This window comes from Monashia sp. NPDC004114, assembly GCF_053603855.1.
Genome location: NZ_JBSGGK010000004.1, coordinates 29,754 through 45,277 on the forward strand (window position 1 = coordinate 29,754; position 15,524 = coordinate 45,277).

The following is a 15,524-nucleotide window of genomic DNA, read 5'->3' on the forward strand; positions in this document are numbered from 1 at the left end:
CGCGAAGTCTCAACGGTCCTCGATGCCCCAGCTCGACCCATAGCCCTCGGGCTTGGGTGCGGCGAGCAGGTCGAGGAACGGCACGGCGTCGAAGGCCTCGGGCCCGAGCACGCCGCTGGCCTTCCAGGTCCCGCGGGCGAGCAGCTCGAGGGCGACGACCGGATTCACCGCGGTCTGCCAGACGACGCACTGGGCGCCGTAGGCCTCCATCGACCAGGCGTTGTCGACGACGTGGTAGAGGTACGTGCGCCGCGGCTTGCCATCGGTGCCGGTGCCGGTGACATAGAGGCCGGCGCAGGTCTTGCCGGTCATGCGGGGGCCGATCGTGGCGGGGTCGGGCAGCACGGCCGCCACGACGTCGCGCGGCGAGACGCTGACGCCCTTGACGGAGACCGGTTCGGTCCGGTCGAGCCCGAGGGTGTTGAGGACCTTGAGGATGGTGATGAACTCGTCTCCGAGGCCGTACTTGAACGTCACCCGCCTGGCGTCGACCCAGCGCGGCATGAGGAGGACCTCCTCGTGCTCGACGTTGACGCACTCGACCGGGCCGATGCCCGCGGGGAACTCGAACACCTCAGGCTCGCTGAACGGCGCTGTCGTGAACCAGCCCCGCTCCTTCTCCCACACGACCGGCGGGTTGAGGCACTCCTCGATCGTCGTCCACATCGAGAAGCTCGGCGCGAAGACCTCGTTGCCGTCGTCGTCGCGGACCACGAGGTTGGCGCCGTCCCGCGTGCCCAGCTCGTCGATCTCGTCGAAGAGGTGGTCGGCGGCATACCTGGCGAACACGTCCGACAGGCCGGGCTCGACGCCCATGCCGACCAGCGCGAGGCGACCCTCTGCCACCCACTCGTCCGCCTGCGCGAACTGCTCGTCGCCGAGCATGACGCCGACCTTCTCGAACGGCTGCTCCGGGTGACGCTGAGAGAGGCTCATCGCCATGTCAAGGTAGTCGGCCCCGGCTGCCTTGGCACCGTTGAAGATCGGCATGTTGAACTTCGGGTCGACGGCGTTGAAGACGTGCGTGGCGCCGTGTTCGCGCGCCAGCGCCGTGACGGCCTCGGCAGAGGAGGCGTCGACCTGCGCGGCGACGAAGCGGTCACCCGAGCCGGTATGCCGGTGGGTGACCGCTGCGACCGTGCGCTCGGCACGTGCCAGGTCGTAGTCGGCGACGACCCACGCGTCGAAGAAGTCCCGCTCGGCGGCGATCCGGGCGGCGGCGTCGCCGACGCCGCCCGAGCCGATCATGAGAACACGCATGGGCTTTCAGACCACCTGACGGTTGCGCCGTTTGCCGATGACCTGGCCGGTGATGACGAACAGCAGTGCGAGCAGGAACATGATGGTGCCGATGACGTAGACCTGGACCGGCACGCCACGGGCGGTGGCGCCCCAGACGAACATCGGGAAGGTGATCGAGCTCGGGCTCGCGTTGAAGTTCGTGATGATGTAGTCGTCGAAGCTGAGCGAGAAGGCGAGCAGGGCTCCTGCCGCGATGCCGGGAGCCGCGAGCGGCAGCGTGACCCGCAGGAACGTCTGGGTCGGGTTCGCTCCCAGGTCGGCCGCGGCCTCCTCGAGCTTCGGGTCCAGGGTCGCGACACGGGCCTTGACCGCGACCACGACGAACGACACGCAGAACATGATGTGCGCGATGAGGATGGCGCCCTGGCCGGAGGGCACGCCCATCGCGAGGAACAGCGTCAGCAGGCTCGAGCCCATGACGACCTCAGGGGTGGCCATCGGCATGAAGATCAGCAGGTTCGTGGCCGAGCGCCCACGGAACCGGTAGCGCCCGAGAGCGAACGCGATCATCGTGCCGAGGATCGTCGCGACGATCGAGGCCGTGATCCCGATCTGCAGACTGAGGCCGAGCGACTCGCAGATGCCCTGCGACCCGCACGGGCTGGTCCAGGCGGCCGTCGAGAACTGGTTGAACGTGTAGTTGAACTTCCCCTTCGGTTCGTTGAACGAGAAGATCGCCACGACGATGTTGGGCACGAGCATGTAGACGAGCACGGCGATGCCCGCGAAGGCGATGAGGTGCCGTCTGATCCAGGCCATCACAGGAGCTCCTCCGTTCCGGCCCTGCGGACGTAGAGCGCCACCATGGTCACGATCGTGATCAGCATGATGAAGGACAGCGCCGCAGCGAGCGGGTAGTCGAGCACCCGCAGGAACTGCGCGTCGATGACCGTCCCGAGCATCGTGGTCTGCGTGTTGCCGAGCAGGCGGGCGTTGATGAAGTCACCGGCCGCGGGGATGAAGGTCAGCAGCGTGCCCGCGACGACGCCGGGCAGTGACAGCGGCCAGGTGACCTTGCGGAACGTCTGGAACGGCGTTGCATACAGGTCGTTGGCCGCCTCGAGCAGCCGCGGGTCCAGCCGCTCGAGCGAGGTGTAGAGGGGCAGGATCATGAACGGCAGGAAGTTGTAGGTCAGGCCCATGATCACGGCGAACTGCGAGAACAGCAGCGAGTCGTTGTTGGTCAGGCCCACCGCCTGCAGCAGGTCGGTGATGTGCAGCTTGCGCGCCCACGTCGTGACGAACCCGTCGTCAGAGAGGATGGTGCGCCAGGCCAGCGTGCGGATCAGGAAGCTCGTGAAGAACGGCGCGATGACAAGCACGAGCACGACATTCTTGAAGCGACCCGCCTTCTGGGCGATGAAGTACGCGAGCGGGTAGCCGAGCAGCAGGGCCAACAGCGTCGCGGCCCCGGCGTACACCAGCGAACGCAGCATCTGCGGCCAGTACTCCTGGAACGCGGTCACGTAGATGCTGACGTTGCCGGTGAAGACGTACCCGTCGTCGACGTTGCCCTCCTGCAGGGACTGCGACCCGAGCGCGATCATCGGCAGGACGAAGAACACCACGAGCCACAGCACGCCCGGCAGCAGCAGAGCGTACGGCACCCAGTTGCGCCGCTTGCGCGGCTCCTCCAACGTCGGGGGTGTCTGCGGAGCGCGGGAGGTGGCGCTCGGCAGGACCGCGGACTCAGACACGTTCGTCCTCGAGCTCAGCACCGGCCTCGGCGTCCTGGGACGCGTCGAGGGCGAACCCGTGCTCGGCGGCCCACGAGACAGTGACGTTCTCGCCGAGGCGGGCCCTCGCCGTGCCGTCGTTCTGCTGGACCACGGTGAGCTCCTGGTCCCACGGCATCTCGACGATGTACTGCGTCGCGACACCGGTGAAGGACACGTCGCGCACCGTGCCGCGCAGCCGGTTGGGCCCCCCGTCTTCGCCGAGCCGCAGCTTCTCCGGGCGGACGCCGAGCCACACGTCGCTCGAACCGGCCGGCAGATGCTCGCGCGAGACCTCGAGCTCGGTGTCGTGGCTGCGCACTCGGACGATGCCGTCGGCCGCGGTGCTCCCGAGAAGCGAGGCCCGAAGCAGGTTGGACTGGCCGAGGAAGTTCGCGACGAACGTCGACTGCGGCTGTTCGTAGAGCGTGGCCGGGTCGCCGAGCTGCTCCATCCGGCCGGCGTTCATCACGGCGATGCGGTCGGCCATCGTCATGGCCTCCTCCTGGTCGTGGGTGACGTGGATGAACGTCAGCCCGACCTCCTGCTGGATCCGCTTGAGCTCGATCTGCATCTGCCGGCGCAGCTTGAGGTCGAGGGCGCCCAGCGGCTCGTCGAGCAGCAGGACATCGGGGCGGTTGACCAAGGCGCGCGCCAGCGCCACGCGCTGCTGCATGCCTCCCGACAGCTGGGTCGGCCGCTTGGTCGCCACCTGGGCCAGCTGGACGAGCTCGAGCGCCTCCTGCGCCTTGCGCTTGGCGTCCTTGTCGCCCTTGCGCTTGAGGCCGAACATGACGTTGTCGATCACTGTCATGTGCGGGAAGAGCGCATACGACTGGAACACCGTGTTGACGTTGCGCTGGTAGGCCTTGGTGTCGGTGATGTCCTGGTCGCCGATGAGGATCCGGCCCGAGGTCGGAGCCTCGAGACCGGCGATCATCCGCAGCGTCGTCGTCTTGCCGCAGCCGGACGGACCCAGCAGGGCGAAGAACGACCCCGCCTCGATGGAGAGGTCGAGCGTCTGGACCGCGGTGAACGTGCCGAACGACTTCGTCAGTGCGACCAGGTTGAGGTCGCCCTTCTCGGTGCTCATGGTCAGCCCGCGGTGATCGAGGCGTACGCCTTGGAGTACTTCGTCTCTTCTGCGGGCGTCAGCCCGCGGAACACCTGGGCCCGGGCCAGCACGTCCGGCGGCGGGACGATGAGCTCGTTCTCGGCGAGGGACTTGTCGATCTTGACCAGCTCCTCCTTGGTGCCCTTGACCGGCGCGATGTAGTTCACCCACGCCTCGACCTGAGCCATGACCTTGGGGTCGTAGTAGTAGTCGATGAGCTTCTCGGCGTTCTTCTTGTGCTGGGCGAGCGCCGGGATGACGAAGTTGTCGGACCACAGCGTGAAGCCCTTCGCGGGCAGCGTGTACTGGATGTTCGAGTCCGCGAACTGGAGCTGGACGACGTCACCGGTCCACGCGGTGCAGGCGGCGATGTCGCCCTTGGCGAGCCCGTCGGTGTACTCGTTGCCGGTGAAGCCCTTGATCTGGCCGGCGTCCTTCGCCTGCTGGATCACGTCGAGAGCCGCCTGGAACTGGGCGTCGGTGAACTTCGAGATGTCCACGCCCTGCTCCATCATGACGAGGCCGACCGTGTCGCGCATCTCCGTGAGCAGGGTGACCTTCCCCTTGAGGGACGGGTCGGTGAGCAGCTGCGTCATCGTCTCGATCTTCTTGCCGCCGGTGGCCTTGAGGTTGTAGCCGATACCGGCGAAACCGCTCTGCCAGGGCAGGGAGTACTGCCGGCCCGGGTCGAACTCGACGTTCTTCAGGGCATCCGCGAGGTTGCCGGCGTTGGGGATGTTCGCGTAGTCGAGCTTCTGGACGTAGCCCTGGCGGATGAGCCGGGCGACCATCCAGTCGGTGCTGCACCACACATCGCGACCGGTGTCCTTGCCGTCCGCCAGCAGCGGCCGGACCTTGGCGTAGAACTCGTCGTTGTCGAGGTAGTCCTCGGTGTAGTTGACCTTGATGCCGGTCGCCTTCTGGAAGGCCTCGAGGGTCGGTCGCTTCTTGGTCTTGTCGTCGACGTCGATGTACTCGGTCCAGTTGGACCAGTTGATGACCTTCTCGCTGTCGGACAGGTCCTGTGCGGCCGCAGCCGTCTTGCTGGCAGCGCCCGTGCCACTGGCACCGGTGGAGGGGTTGCGTCCGGCCGAGCCACAGGCCGCGAGGAACGCGATCGCCGAGGCGCCGGCAGCACCCATCATCGCGGTGCGCCGGGAGACGAGTCCGCGCGCAAGCGCTGCGCGGAACTGGGGGTTGTTGAGCTCGTTCATGGTTTCTCCGTGGGGGGCTGGTCGGTCAGGTCGCGGAGGGCTGAGCTGACCGGGGTGGTACGGGAGTGGTTCTAGAGGATGATCAGGACTCGATGTTCGCCATCACGTGCTTGACGCGCGTGTAGTCCTCGAGCCCGTACATAGACAGGTCCTTGCCGTAGCCGCTGTGCTTGAAGCCACCGTGCGGCATCTCGGCAACGATCGGGATGTGGGTGTTGATCCAGACGCACCCGAAGTCGAGCTTGCGGCTCATTCGCATGGCCCGGCCGAAGTCCTTGGTCCAGACGCTCGACGCGAGGCCGTACTGCACACCGTTGGCCCAGGCGAGCGCCTCGGCCTCGTCGGTGAACTGCTGCACCGTGATGACCGGGCCGAAGATCTCGGCCTGGATCTGCTCGTCTGCCTGGCGCAGGCCGGCAAGCACGGTGGGCTCGAAGAAGTACCCCTCCCCGAGGCCGTCGGCGCGCTGGCCGCCGGCGACGACCCGCGCGTGGTCGGGGAGGCGGTCGATCATGCCGGACACGTGCGCGACCTGGTTGGGGTTGTTGACCGGGCCGAACAGCGCGTCCGGGTCGTCCGGCATACCGACCTTGGCCGACCCCTTGGCGTACTGGGCCAGAGCGTCGACGAAGTCGTCGTGGATGCGCGGGCCCGCGAGCACGCGCGTGGCGGCCGTGCAGTCCTGGCCGGCGTTGAAGTAGCCCGCGACCGCGATGCCCTCCACCGCCGCCTCGAGGTCGGCGTCGTCGAAGACGACGACCGGCGCCTTGCCGCCGAGCTCGAGGTGGACGCGCTTGAGGTCGTGCGAGGCGCTCTCGGCGACCTGCATGCCCGCCCGGACCGAGCCGGTGATCGCGACGAGCGACGGGGTCGCGTGCTCGATGACCCTCCGGCCGGTGTCACGGTCGCCGGTGACGACGTTGAAGGTGCCCTCCGGCAGGAACTCGGACGCCAGCTCGGCGAGCAGCAGCGTCGTCTCGGGGGTCGTGTCCGACGGCTTGAGGACGATCGTGTTCCCGGCGGCGAGGGCCGGGGCGATCTTCCACATCGCCATCATCATCGGGTAGTTCCACGGCGTGACCTGGCCGACGACGCCGATCGGCTCGCGACGGATGAAGCTCGTGTGGCCCTTCATGTACTCGCCCGCCGACTTGCCCTCGAGCACCCGCGCAGCCCCGGCGAAGAACCGGAGCTGGTCGAGCATCGGCGGCACCTCCTCGCTCGCCGTGAGGGCGTGCGGCTTGCCGGTGTTCTCGGCCTCGAGCCGGACGAAGTCGTCGGCGCGGGCCTCGACCGCGTCGGCGAACTTCAGCAGGGCGGCCTGCCGCTCGCTCGGGGTCGTCTCACCCCATGTCTCGAAGGCCGCGGACGCAGCGGCATACGCGCGGTCGACATCGGCCTGGGTGCTGAGGGGAGCGGTGGCGACGACCTGTGCCGTCGCGGGGTTGACGATCTCGGTCCTCGCATCACTCTCCGGGTCGACATACTGACCACCGATGAAGTTGCGAAGCTGACGCGGCTGCGAAGTCATGGCCGCACTCTAAACAGAGACCTGCGCAATGGTGAAGAGTTGGCCAGATAAAACTTCGGAATCAGTTGTCGAGGCACTTGCCAACGTCGCGTTCCACAGGTCACTATCGGGCCATGACGACGATCCGTGGTGTGGCCAGCACCGGAGGCGGCGCCGCCAAGAGGCCCCCGGTCAACCTCGACGAGGTGAGCAAGACGATCATCGAGCTGCTCCAGCACGATGGCCGCAAGTCGTACGCCTCGATCGCGCTCGAGGTGGGGCTGTCCGAGGCGGCCGTACGCCAGCGCGTCCAGCGCCTGCTCGACGCCGACGTCATGCAGATCGTGGCCGTGACCGACCCACTCCAGGTGGGATTCCAGCGCCAGGCGATGATCGGCCTGCGCGTCTCCGGCGACATGACGTCCGTTGCCGACGCGCTCACGGAGATGGACGAGGTCTCCTACGTGGTGACGACCGCCGGCAGCTTCGACGTGCTGGCCGAGGTGGTCTGCGAGGACGACGACCACCTCCTCGAGCTGCTCTCGACGCGGATCCGCACCCTCCCGGGGGTGTCGGCCACCGAGACGTTCGTCTACCTGAAACTCAACAAACAGCTCTACAACTGGGGTACTCGATGAGCATCAACCCGAACGAGGTATGGGAGCCCAGCTCCGACCAGCGCACTCCGGCAGGCACCCTCCTGTCCGACGCCGCACGGGACCACCTGTGGATGCACTTCACCCGCCACTCGGTCTTCGAGCAGAAGGACGCCGGGGGCCTCGGCCACTCTGTGCCGATCATCACCAAGGGCCAGGGCTGGACGATCTGGGACGACCGGGGCAACGAGTACATCGACGGGCTCGCGGGCCTGTTCGTCGTGCAGGTCGGGCATGGGCGCGACGAGCTCGCCGAGGCCGCGGCCAGGCAGGCGCGCGAGCTCGCCTTCTTCCCCTTGTGGTCCTATGCCCACCCCAAGGCCATCGAGCTGGCCGAGCGCCTCGCGAGCCACGCTCCCGGCGACCTGAACCGGGTCTTCTTCACCACCGGCGGCGGCGAGGCCGTGGAGACGGCGTGGAAGCTGGCCAAGCAGTACTTCAAGCTGACCGGCAAGCCGACCAAGCACAAGGTCATCTCGCGGGCGGTCGCCTACCACGGGACCCCGCAAGGCGCCCTGTCGATCACCGGCATCCCGGCGGCCAAGGAGATGTTCGAGCCTCTCGTGCCGGGCACGTTCCGGGTGCCGAACACCAACCACTACCGCGCGCCCGAGCACCTGCGGGACGACGAGAAGGCCTTCGGCCAGTGGGCCGCGGACCGGATCGCCGAGGCGATCGAGTTCGAGGGTCCGGACACCGTTGCGGCCGTCTTCCTCGAGCCCGTGCAGAACTCCGGAGGCTGCTTCCCGCCGCCTGCCGGCTACTTCGAGCGGGTTCGCGAGATCTGCGACGAGTACGACGTCCTGCTCGTGTCGGACGAGGTGATCTGCGCGTTCGGCCGCATCGGCTCGATGTTCGCGTGCGACGACTTCGGCTACCTGCCGGACATGATCACCTGCGCCAAGGGCATGACGAGCGGCTACTCCCCGATCGGCGCGATGATCGCCAGCGACCGGCTGTTCGAGCCGTTCAAGAGCGGCACGAGCTACTTCCCGCACGGCTACACCTTCGGCGGCCACCCGGTGTCGGCCGCCGTCGCGCTGGCCAACCTCGACATCTTCGAGCGCGAAGGCCTCAACGACCATGTGAAGAAGAACGCTCCGGCCTTCCGGGCGACGCTCGAGCGGCTGCTCGACCTGCCACTCGTCGGTGATGTCCGAGGGGCTGGGTACTTCTACGGCATCGAGCTGGTCAAGGACAAGCAGACGCGCGAGACGTTCAACGACGCCGAGTCCGAGCGGCTGCTGCGCGGCTTCCTGTCCAAGGCACTCTTCGACGCCGGCCTCTACTGCCGGGCCGACGACCGCGGCGACCCCGTCGTCCAGCTCGCTCCGCCACTGATCATGGGCCAGGAGCAGTTCGACGACATCGAGTCCCGACTGCGCTCGGTGCTCACGGAGGCCGAGAACCACCTCTGAGCCAGCGCCGACTCGACGCACCTCTCAAGCATCGAAGCCACCCGCCCGCGGGTGGCTTCGATGCTGTGCGCGTGGCGCACGGCTATCCGTCTCAGGCCTCGGACACCCGAAAAGGTACGTTCAATGACCGCGCACGCCTCGAACTCGAAGGTTTCGGGATATGGGCTCCGGGGCCAGCTCAGCGGGTACCCCGGCACGTACGCCGCATACCTGAACATCTGCGCGGACGTGGCCTGGCTGTTCATGAGGTCACGATCAGGACGGTGGCTCGGACCTCTCAGCCTGCTCGGGATGCTGGCGGCGGCGGTGACCCCCGTCGGCGTCGTGCCGGTCCCCTTCCGCGAGGAGCTGCGGGCCGTAACGGCGGCCGTGTTCATGGCACTGCCGGGTGCCATGATCCACCTCGCGATCCGGCGCCCGTCGGCCAGCATCGAACGCAACAACGCCCGCCTGCGACTGTCCCGACTGAGCTGGTGGGCTGTCGTCACGCTGACCTTGACATCGTCCACGGCTCTCGTGGTGAGCACGCGCGACCCGAACCTCTGCGTCGTGGTGGTACGCAACCTCCTCATCATGGTCGGGCTGACGACGCTCGCGGCACGGTGGCTGCAGGTAGGCCTGGCGTGGCTTCCCACCCTGGCCTACGCGGGCCTGTCCCTCACCTACGGGACAGTCGGTGCTGACGGGAAAGCGGAGTGGTGGGCTCTGCCCATGCACCCGGCGAGCTCGGCGGCCGCGTGGGTCCTGTGCGCTCTGGCCACCGGAGCAGGCTGGGCGGCCTACGCTGTGGCCGCCACCGCTGCACCGCGCGCCTGATGAGCGGAACCATGACGGGTAGGGGCCTCGTTGTACGACACACAACGTCGCCGAACCTTCAGGAGTTGTCATGGGATTCCTCGATCGCCTGCTCGGGCGCGAGACGCAGCCGCAGCGCCAAGGGTGGGGTGCGCCAGCCCCCACCGGCCAGCCGTATGCCGTCCCGCCACCTCGCGGGGGCGCCTCGAGCGAGGACGAGCGCGCCATCGCTCGCTACCGCTACCTGCTGCGCACCGCACCGCCGGAAGACCTCGAGAAGGTGCACGCCGAGGCCTTTGCACAGCTGTCGCCCGAGCAGCGCCAGATGGTGTTGCAGCGCCTGACCGAGGACCTGCCCGAGTCAGAGCGGCCACGAAGCGACCAGCCGGCCGACCTCGCCCGCAGCGCGACTCGAGCCGAGATGCGCCAGCCCGGATACCTGCAGGGGGCGTTCGCCGGTCGTGGCGCCGGGCCTGGCATGGGTGGCGGCATGGGCGGTGGCATGGGCATGGGCGGGATGATCGCCGGCTCGATGCTCGGCACCATCGCGGGTGTCGTGGTCGGCTCGGCTCTGGCGGACGCGATGCTCGGCGGGTACGAGAGCTCCCCCGAGGCCGCAGAAGCGGGCGACACCTCGGCCGACACCGCCGATGCCGGTGACGCATCGGCCGACTCCACCGACTCCACCGACTCAGCCGACTCAGCCGATTCGGCCGACACCGGTGACGCGGGCGGCGACTGGGGCGGCGGCGGAGACTTCGGCGGAGACTTCGGGGGTGACTTCGGAGGCGGCTTCGGCGGAGACTTCTGACGCCGTCTGTCGATGACCTCCAAATCCGGCAACACACCGAGCGGTCGTCAGCTTCGGCGGAAATAACCGCCGACGTTCTCGACTGCCCGGTGTGTTGCGCTGTGGAGGCGGAGGGGTCAGACGCCGGCGAAAAGGTGGAACAGCGCGGCGATGCCGAGGATGACCGGGACGGACGCGAAGGTGCTGACGAAGATCGCGTCACGAGCGAGGTTGACCTCGCGACGGTAGCGGACGGCATACGTGAAGATGTTCTGCGCAGTGGGCAGCGCCGCGACGACGACCGCCGCGAACAGCGACTGCCCGCGCAGCCCCAGTACGAGGCCCACGCCGAGCGCGACGGCCGGCATGAGCAGGACCTTGAGGACGACGATCGACCACACGTGCTCGGCGGTGTGGCCGCTGGCCGGCCGCGGACCGCGCCGCAGGGAGATGCCGAACGCGACGAGCATCGAGGGCACGGCCATGTCGCCGAGGAGGTCGATCGGCGCGGCGATGACGGTCGGCAGGTGAAGGTCGAACACCGCGATGAGCAGTCCGCAGATCGCGCCGAGCGTGATCGGGTTGCTGAACATCCGCCGCACGCTGCGCCACAGAGTGGGCCGTTCGGCCCGCGCATCGCTGTCGAACAGGGCCATGGCGACGGGCGTGATGATGAGCAGCTGCATGAGCAGGATCGGCGCGACCCACGCGACGTCGCCGAGGACGTAGAGGGCGATGGGGATGCCGAGGTTGCCGGCGTTGACGTATGCCGCTGACAGGCTCCCGACGATCCGTGACCCGAGCGTCCCCGCCGCCCAGCGCAGCCGCGCGATCGCCAGATAGATGCACACGACGAGCGTGAAGCTGATGAGGCCGGTGGCGAGGTTGGCCGAGAGCACGGCATCGAGCGGCGTGCGCTGCATGACCGTGAGCAGCAGCGCCGGCGACGCGACGAAGAACGCGAGCCGCGACAGGGTCACCTGGGCGGAGTCGTCGAGGATGCGCCGGTCGGCCAGGACCCAGCCCACGGCGACCACGACCGCGATCGTCGCGAACCCCTCGAGCACCCCCACCATGCCCCAGATCCTTTCAACGCCGCTCGATGCCGCGACGGCCGGGTTCGCCTGACGGGCCGGCGGCACCGGGCAGGATGGCGCCATGGAGATCGAGAGTCTCGCGGCGCTGGACGACTATCTCGACGACGACCACGAGGCGCTCAACGGCCTGCGGCTGCAGGGGCTCGACCTCAGCGGGTACGCGGACCGGTTCGCGAGGCGGCGCGACCTCACCGGGCTCGTCGTGCTCGGAGGCGTGGTGCCCCGGGAGGTGGCGGACGTCCTGCTCGCACGAGGGGCCATCGTCTTCCCCGGCGTCGCGGACGCCCCGGTCGACCCCTGGCGCGGCCTGTACCGGCCCGAGGACCTCTACGCCGGCCTCGACGAGGGCTACGACAACACGCCGGATGCCCTCGCCTACCGGTGGTTCGTGGACGCCCACCTGCGCACCGACGCCTACTGCACCCTGGTCCGCGCGATCCATGACGACACGGTCACCGACGAGCTGGACGAGTTCGTCGCCGACCGCATGGTGGTCGGTGTCATGGGCGGCCACGCGGTCGAGCGAGGAAGTGAGACGTATGCCGCCGCGGCCCGTCTCGGACACACGCTGGCCGAGGCTGGGTACCTCGTCACCACCGGCGGCGGGCCTGGCGCCATGGAGGCGGCGAACCTCGGTGCGCTGTGCCCTTTCGCGGCCTCGCTCGACCGTGCCCTCGCGCGGCTGGCGACGGTCCGTAGCTTCACGGACGTGACAGCGTGGGCGGGCCTGGCACTCGAGGTCCGCCGGGAGCTGGTCGGCGATCGTGACGATGTGCCCACCGAGACCCTCGGGCCCTCGGCGCGCTCCCTCGGCATCCCGACCTGGTTCTACGGCCACGAGCCGCCGAACGTCTTCTGCGACGCGGTGGCGAAGTACTTCTCGAACGCCCTGCGCGAGGACGGCCTCATCGCCCGCTGCAACGCGGGCGTCGTCGTCCTTGATGGCGCCGCCGGCACGGTGCAGGAGATCTTCCAGGCGATGACCCCGCTCTACTACTCCCGCGCGGGCGAACCGGCACCACCTCTCGTGCTTGTCGGAGAGAGGCACTGGACCATCGACGTACCGGTCTGGCCGGCCGTGAGTGCGCTGGCGGCGAAGGCCGAGATCACGGACTCGGTCCATCTCGTCGACCGGGTCGAGGATGTGGCGGGCCTGATCCGGACGCGCTGACCCGCCTTGCCACCTCCCGGTTCGGAGCATCGGCCGACTAGTCCTACGATGCGTAGTAGACATTCGCGTCGAGGAAAGGACTCGCATGGCCGACAACCCGGGCCACCGTCACATCGTGGTCGTCGGAGGCGGGATGAGCGGCCTCGTCGCGGCCCGGCGCCTGCGTCAGAGCGGCTCCGAAGTCACCCTCGTGGAGGCCGACAACCGGCTGGGCGGGCAGGTGCACACGGCCCAGGTCGGTGGGCGCCTCGTGGACGTCGGGGCCGAGGCCCTGCATCTGGGATCCCCGACGGTGCGGGCGCTCGTGGAGGAGCTCGGCCTCACGTCCACCGTGGTCGGCAGCCGCCCCGGCCAGAGCTGGCTGTGGAGCCGGAACCGGCTCAGGCCGCTGCCACCCGGGATGACCCCCACAGGTCCGACCCGGCTGCGCCCCGTGGTGACCAGCGGCGTCATGTCCGTGCGCGGAATCGGGCGCGCCGGCCTCGAACCCGTCGCCGCCCGGCTCCGCCCAGCCCTCGGCGCCGACGAGGACGTCTCGGTCGGCGAGTTCGTCACCGGACGGTTCGGCAGTGAGGTCACCGAGCGCTTCGTCGACCCGCTCCTCGGGAGCCTGCACGCCGGCGACGTCCACCGGCTCAGCCTGCGTGCCTGTGCTCCGGGGCTCGTGGAGGCGGCGACCCAGCGTCGCTCCGTCGTCGCTCGGCGCGCTGCACCCCGGGCGCGCTCCGACGGGAGGCCCGGGCAGACGGCGCCGACGCTACCGATGTTCGGCTCGTGGCCCGGCGGCCTGGAGACACTCACCCGCGCCGTGCTCGACGGGCAGTCCGTCGAGGTTCGGCTCGACACGCGTGTCGTGAGCATCGCCCGGTGCGCGCGCGGCTACACGGTGACCACCGAGTCGGCCGGCCGGACCTCGACGCTCGATGTCGACGGTGTGGTCCTCGCGATCCCGGCCCACGCCGCCGCACCGCTGCTGCTCCCCCACGCCCCATCGGCCGGACGACTGCTCGCCGAGGCCGTGGTGGCCCGGGTGGCCACAGTCGTCGTCGGCTTCGACCGAGCGCAGACGCAAGGACTGCGCGCCCTGGCCGGCACCGGTCTGCTCCTGCCCTCGACCGCGGGCGGTTCTCTCAAGGCCGTCACCCACCTGACGCGCAAATGGCCGCAGTTCGCGGACGACGACCTCACACTCCTGCGGCTCTCTGCGGGCCGCGCCACCTACGACCCTCCCAACGGCCTCGACGGCCCGGATGGCCCCCTCGACGGACTCGACGACGATGCGCTCGTGGCCGGCCTGCTCCGGGACCTCGCCCAGGTGTCCGGACTGGATGCGGCACCACGCCTGGTCCACGTCGAACGCTGGTCGGCCGGACTCCCCCAGCTGCGGGTAGGACACCACGCCCGACTGCGCGCCATCCGGCACGAGGTGGCCGAGCGGCTGCCTCACGTCGCGCTCGCCGGTTCGGCATATGACGGCCTCGGGCTCGTCTCCTGCATCTCCTCCGGCGAGGCGGCCGCCCGCGCGCTCGCCGCATGACCGCCGCTGCCCGCGGCCCGGCCGGTCGCGACGCCACCAACCCGGACCCTCCAGCTCGCGGCAGAGCCGCCGTCCGCCGGCTCCGGCACGCGGCCGGCGACCGGCCGATGATCGTGATCTGGGAGGTGACGCGCGCCTGCGCCCTCGTGTGCCTGCACTGCCGGGCCGACGCGCAGCACCGACGCCACCCGGGCGAGCTGACGACCCACGAAGGGCGTGCGCTGCTGGACGACATCGCAGCGTTCGGCGCGCCCCGCCCGATCGTCGTGCTCACCGGCGGCGACCCCTTCGAGCGGCCCGACCTGCCCGAGCTCGTCCGGCACGGCACCCGGGCCGGACTGCACCTGGCACTCTCGCCGTCCGTGACACCACGGCTGACCCGGGACGTGCTGGTCGAGCTGCGGGACGCCGGTGCCGGCGCCGTCTCGCTGTCGCTGGACGGGGCGACCGCCGCAACCCACGACGCCTTCCGGGGAGTCGCCGGGGTCTTCGAGAACACCCTGCGAGCCGCCGAGGAGGTGCGGGCGGCGGGCTTCCGTCTCCAGGTCAACTCGACCGTCACGCGATCCAACGTGGGCGAGCTGCCCGACCTGCTCCGGCTGGTCATCGAGAAGGAGGCGGCGCTCTGGAGCGTCTTCTTCCTCGTACCGACAGGGCGCGGCGAGCAGCTGAAGACCCTGGACCCACAGCAGGTAGAAGACGTCCTGCACTGGCTTCACGACGTGTCCGACCTCGTTGCCGTCAAGACGACGGAGGCACCGCACTACCGGCGCGTGGCGATCCAGCGAGCCCGCAGCAGCGCCGGACCCGCACCGTCCCTCGGGGACCTGTACCGGTCACTGACCGTGGCCGTCAGCGACCTTCGCGCAGAGCGGGTCCAGGAGACACGGCGGGCGCGCCCGCCCATCGACGTGAACTCCGGGCGTGGCTTCGCCTTCATCGACCACCTCGGCGAGGTCTACCCCAGCGGGTTCCTGCCCCATCGGTGTGGCAACGTCAAGGACCGCGGCTTCCGCGAGGTCTACCGGACGAGCCCGATCCTCACTGCACTGCGCGACCCCGCCGGCTTCCACGGCGCCTGCGGCCGGTGTGAGTTCCGGGACGTGTGCGGCGGAAGCCGTTCCCACGCCTATGCCGTCACAGGTGACCTGCTCGCAGCCGACCCGACCTGCGTCTACGAGCCGAGCGCACCGCCCAGATAGCCC

Annotated in this window: 14 protein-coding genes; 7 read left to right on the forward strand and 7 right to left on the reverse strand. The window is 69.3% G+C overall.

Annotation, left to right across the window (positions count from 1 at the left end):
- Positions 1 to 9: 9 nt before the first annotated feature.
- The 6 genes from ACWEOW_RS07030 to ACWEOW_RS07055 all read right to left on the reverse strand — a co-directional run bounded on the left by ACWEOW_RS07030 (position 10) and on the right by ACWEOW_RS07055 (position 6,876).
- On the reverse strand, positions 10 to 1,260 hold the full coding sequence (locus tag ACWEOW_RS07030; RefSeq protein WP_452268462.1) for a saccharopine dehydrogenase family protein: 1,251 nt from the start codon (positions 1,258 to 1,260) through the stop codon (positions 10 to 12).
- A 6-nt stretch (positions 1,261 to 1,266) separates the two neighbouring features.
- Positions 1,267 to 2,061 carry an ABC transporter permease gene (locus ACWEOW_RS07035; protein ID WP_452268463.1) on the reverse strand — a complete coding sequence of 265 codons (795 nt, stop codon included), beginning with the start codon at positions 2,059 to 2,061 and terminating at the stop codon, positions 1,267 to 1,269.
- Complete coding sequence (locus tag ACWEOW_RS07040) at positions 2,061 to 2,999, reverse strand: ABC transporter permease (protein WP_452268464.1); 939 nt, start codon at positions 2,997 to 2,999, stop codon at positions 2,061 to 2,063. Before ACWEOW_RS07040 ends, ACWEOW_RS07035 begins: the two co-directional genes overlap by 1 nt.
- Positions 2,992 to 4,110 (reverse strand): ABC transporter ATP-binding protein, encoded by a 1,119-nt coding sequence (locus ACWEOW_RS07045; protein ID WP_452268465.1) that lies wholly within the window; start codon positions 4,108 to 4,110, stop codon positions 2,992 to 2,994. The genes ACWEOW_RS07040 and ACWEOW_RS07045 overlap by 8 nt, the downstream gene beginning before the upstream one ends.
- A 2-nt stretch (positions 4,111 to 4,112) precedes the next feature.
- Complete coding sequence (locus ACWEOW_RS07050) at positions 4,113 to 5,345, reverse strand: polyamine ABC transporter substrate-binding protein (protein WP_452268466.1); 1,233 nt, start codon at positions 5,343 to 5,345, stop codon at positions 4,113 to 4,115.
- 82 nt (positions 5,346 to 5,427) lie between these two features.
- A complete protein-coding gene (locus tag ACWEOW_RS07055) occupies positions 5,428 to 6,876 on the reverse strand; it encodes a gamma-aminobutyraldehyde dehydrogenase (protein ID WP_452268467.1) in 1,449 nt (482 codons plus the stop codon).
- 113 nt (positions 6,877 to 6,989) lie between these two features.
- Here ACWEOW_RS07055 and ACWEOW_RS07060 point away from each other — a divergent pair, with 113 nt between their 5' ends.
- From ACWEOW_RS07060 to ACWEOW_RS07075, 4 genes are all read left to right on the forward strand, one after another.
- Positions 6,990 to 7,493: an Lrp/AsnC family transcriptional regulator gene (locus ACWEOW_RS07060; RefSeq protein ID WP_452268468.1), complete on the forward strand. Its 504-nt coding sequence runs from the start codon at positions 6,990 to 6,992 to the stop codon at positions 7,491 to 7,493.
- Positions 7,490 to 8,929, forward strand: a complete 1,440-nt coding sequence (locus tag ACWEOW_RS07065; RefSeq protein ID WP_452268469.1) for an aspartate aminotransferase family protein — start codon at positions 7,490 to 7,492, stop codon at positions 8,927 to 8,929. The genes ACWEOW_RS07060 and ACWEOW_RS07065 overlap by 4 nt, the downstream gene beginning before the upstream one ends.
- 123 nt (positions 8,930 to 9,052) lie before the next feature.
- A complete protein-coding gene (locus ACWEOW_RS07070) occupies positions 9,053 to 9,745 on the forward strand; it encodes a hypothetical protein (protein ID WP_452268470.1) in 693 nt (230 codons plus the stop codon).
- A gap of 70 nt (positions 9,746 to 9,815) precedes the next feature.
- Complete coding sequence (locus ACWEOW_RS07075; RefSeq protein WP_452268471.1) at positions 9,816 to 10,535, forward strand: hypothetical protein; 720 nt, start codon at positions 9,816 to 9,818, stop codon at positions 10,533 to 10,535.
- A 116-nt stretch (positions 10,536 to 10,651) separates the two neighbouring features.
- Here ACWEOW_RS07075 and ACWEOW_RS07080 read toward each other — a convergent pair whose 3' ends face one another.
- Positions 10,652 to 11,590: an AEC family transporter gene (locus ACWEOW_RS07080; protein ID WP_452268472.1), complete on the reverse strand. Its 939-nt coding sequence runs from the start codon at positions 11,588 to 11,590 to the stop codon at positions 10,652 to 10,654.
- 82 nt (positions 11,591 to 11,672) lie between these two features.
- On the opposite strand from ACWEOW_RS07080, the gene ACWEOW_RS07085 reads away from it, so the two are divergent.
- The 3 genes from ACWEOW_RS07085 to ACWEOW_RS07095 all read left to right on the forward strand — a co-directional run bounded on the left by ACWEOW_RS07085 (position 11,673) and on the right by ACWEOW_RS07095 (position 15,521).
- Positions 11,673 to 12,782: an LOG family protein gene (locus ACWEOW_RS07085; protein WP_452268473.1), complete on the forward strand. Its 1,110-nt coding sequence runs from the start codon at positions 11,673 to 11,675 to the stop codon at positions 12,780 to 12,782.
- 85 nt (positions 12,783 to 12,867) lie between these two features.
- Positions 12,868 to 14,319: a protoporphyrinogen oxidase gene (hemG, locus tag ACWEOW_RS07090; protein ID WP_452268474.1), complete on the forward strand. Its 1,452-nt coding sequence runs from the start codon at positions 12,868 to 12,870 to the stop codon at positions 14,317 to 14,319.
- Positions 14,316 to 15,521 carry a TIGR04053 family radical SAM/SPASM domain-containing protein gene (locus ACWEOW_RS07095; RefSeq protein ID WP_452268475.1) on the forward strand — a complete coding sequence of 402 codons (1,206 nt, stop codon included), beginning with the start codon at positions 14,316 to 14,318 and terminating at the stop codon, positions 15,519 to 15,521. The genes hemG and ACWEOW_RS07095 overlap by 4 nt, the downstream gene beginning before the upstream one ends.
- Positions 15,522 to 15,524 lie beyond the last annotated feature (3 nt).

Bases quoted from the DNA above. Each gene is read 5' to 3' on its own strand.
- ACWEOW_RS07030 (WP_452268462.1), bottom strand. From the start codon at position 1,260: ATGCGTGTTCTCATGATCGGCTCGGGCGGCGTCGGCGACGCCGCCGCC.
- ACWEOW_RS07035 (WP_452268463.1), bottom strand. From the start codon at position 2,061: ATGGCCTGGATCAGACGGCACCTCATCGCCTTCGCGGGCATCGCCGTG.
- ACWEOW_RS07045 (WP_452268465.1), bottom strand. From the start codon at position 4,110: ATGAGCACCGAGAAGGGCGACCTCAACCTGGTCGCACTGACGAAGTCG.
- ACWEOW_RS07050 (WP_452268466.1), bottom strand. From the start codon at position 5,345: ATGAACGAGCTCAACAACCCCCAGTTCCGCGCAGCGCTTGCGCGCGGA.
- ACWEOW_RS07055 (WP_452268467.1), bottom strand. From the start codon at position 6,876: ATGACTTCGCAGCCGCGTCAGCTTCGCAACTTCATCGGTGGTCAGTAT.
- ACWEOW_RS07060 (WP_452268468.1), top strand. From the start codon at position 6,990: ATGACGACGATCCGTGGTGTGGCCAGCACCGGAGGCGGCGCCGCCAAG.
- ACWEOW_RS07065 (WP_452268469.1), top strand. From the start codon at position 7,490: ATGAGCATCAACCCGAACGAGGTATGGGAGCCCAGCTCCGACCAGCGC.
- ACWEOW_RS07070 (WP_452268470.1), top strand. From the start codon at position 9,053: ATGACCGCGCACGCCTCGAACTCGAAGGTTTCGGGATATGGGCTCCGG.
- ACWEOW_RS07075 (WP_452268471.1), top strand. From the start codon at position 9,816: ATGGGATTCCTCGATCGCCTGCTCGGGCGCGAGACGCAGCCGCAGCGC.
- ACWEOW_RS07080 (WP_452268472.1), bottom strand. From the start codon at position 11,590: ATGGTGGGGGTGCTCGAGGGGTTCGCGACGATCGCGGTCGTGGTCGCC.
- ACWEOW_RS07085 (WP_452268473.1), top strand. From the start codon at position 11,673: ATGGAGATCGAGAGTCTCGCGGCGCTGGACGACTATCTCGACGACGAC.
- hemG (WP_452268474.1), top strand. From the start codon at position 12,868: ATGGCCGACAACCCGGGCCACCGTCACATCGTGGTCGTCGGAGGCGGG.
- ACWEOW_RS07095 (WP_452268475.1), top strand. From the start codon at position 14,316: ATGACCGCCGCTGCCCGCGGCCCGGCCGGTCGCGACGCCACCAACCCG.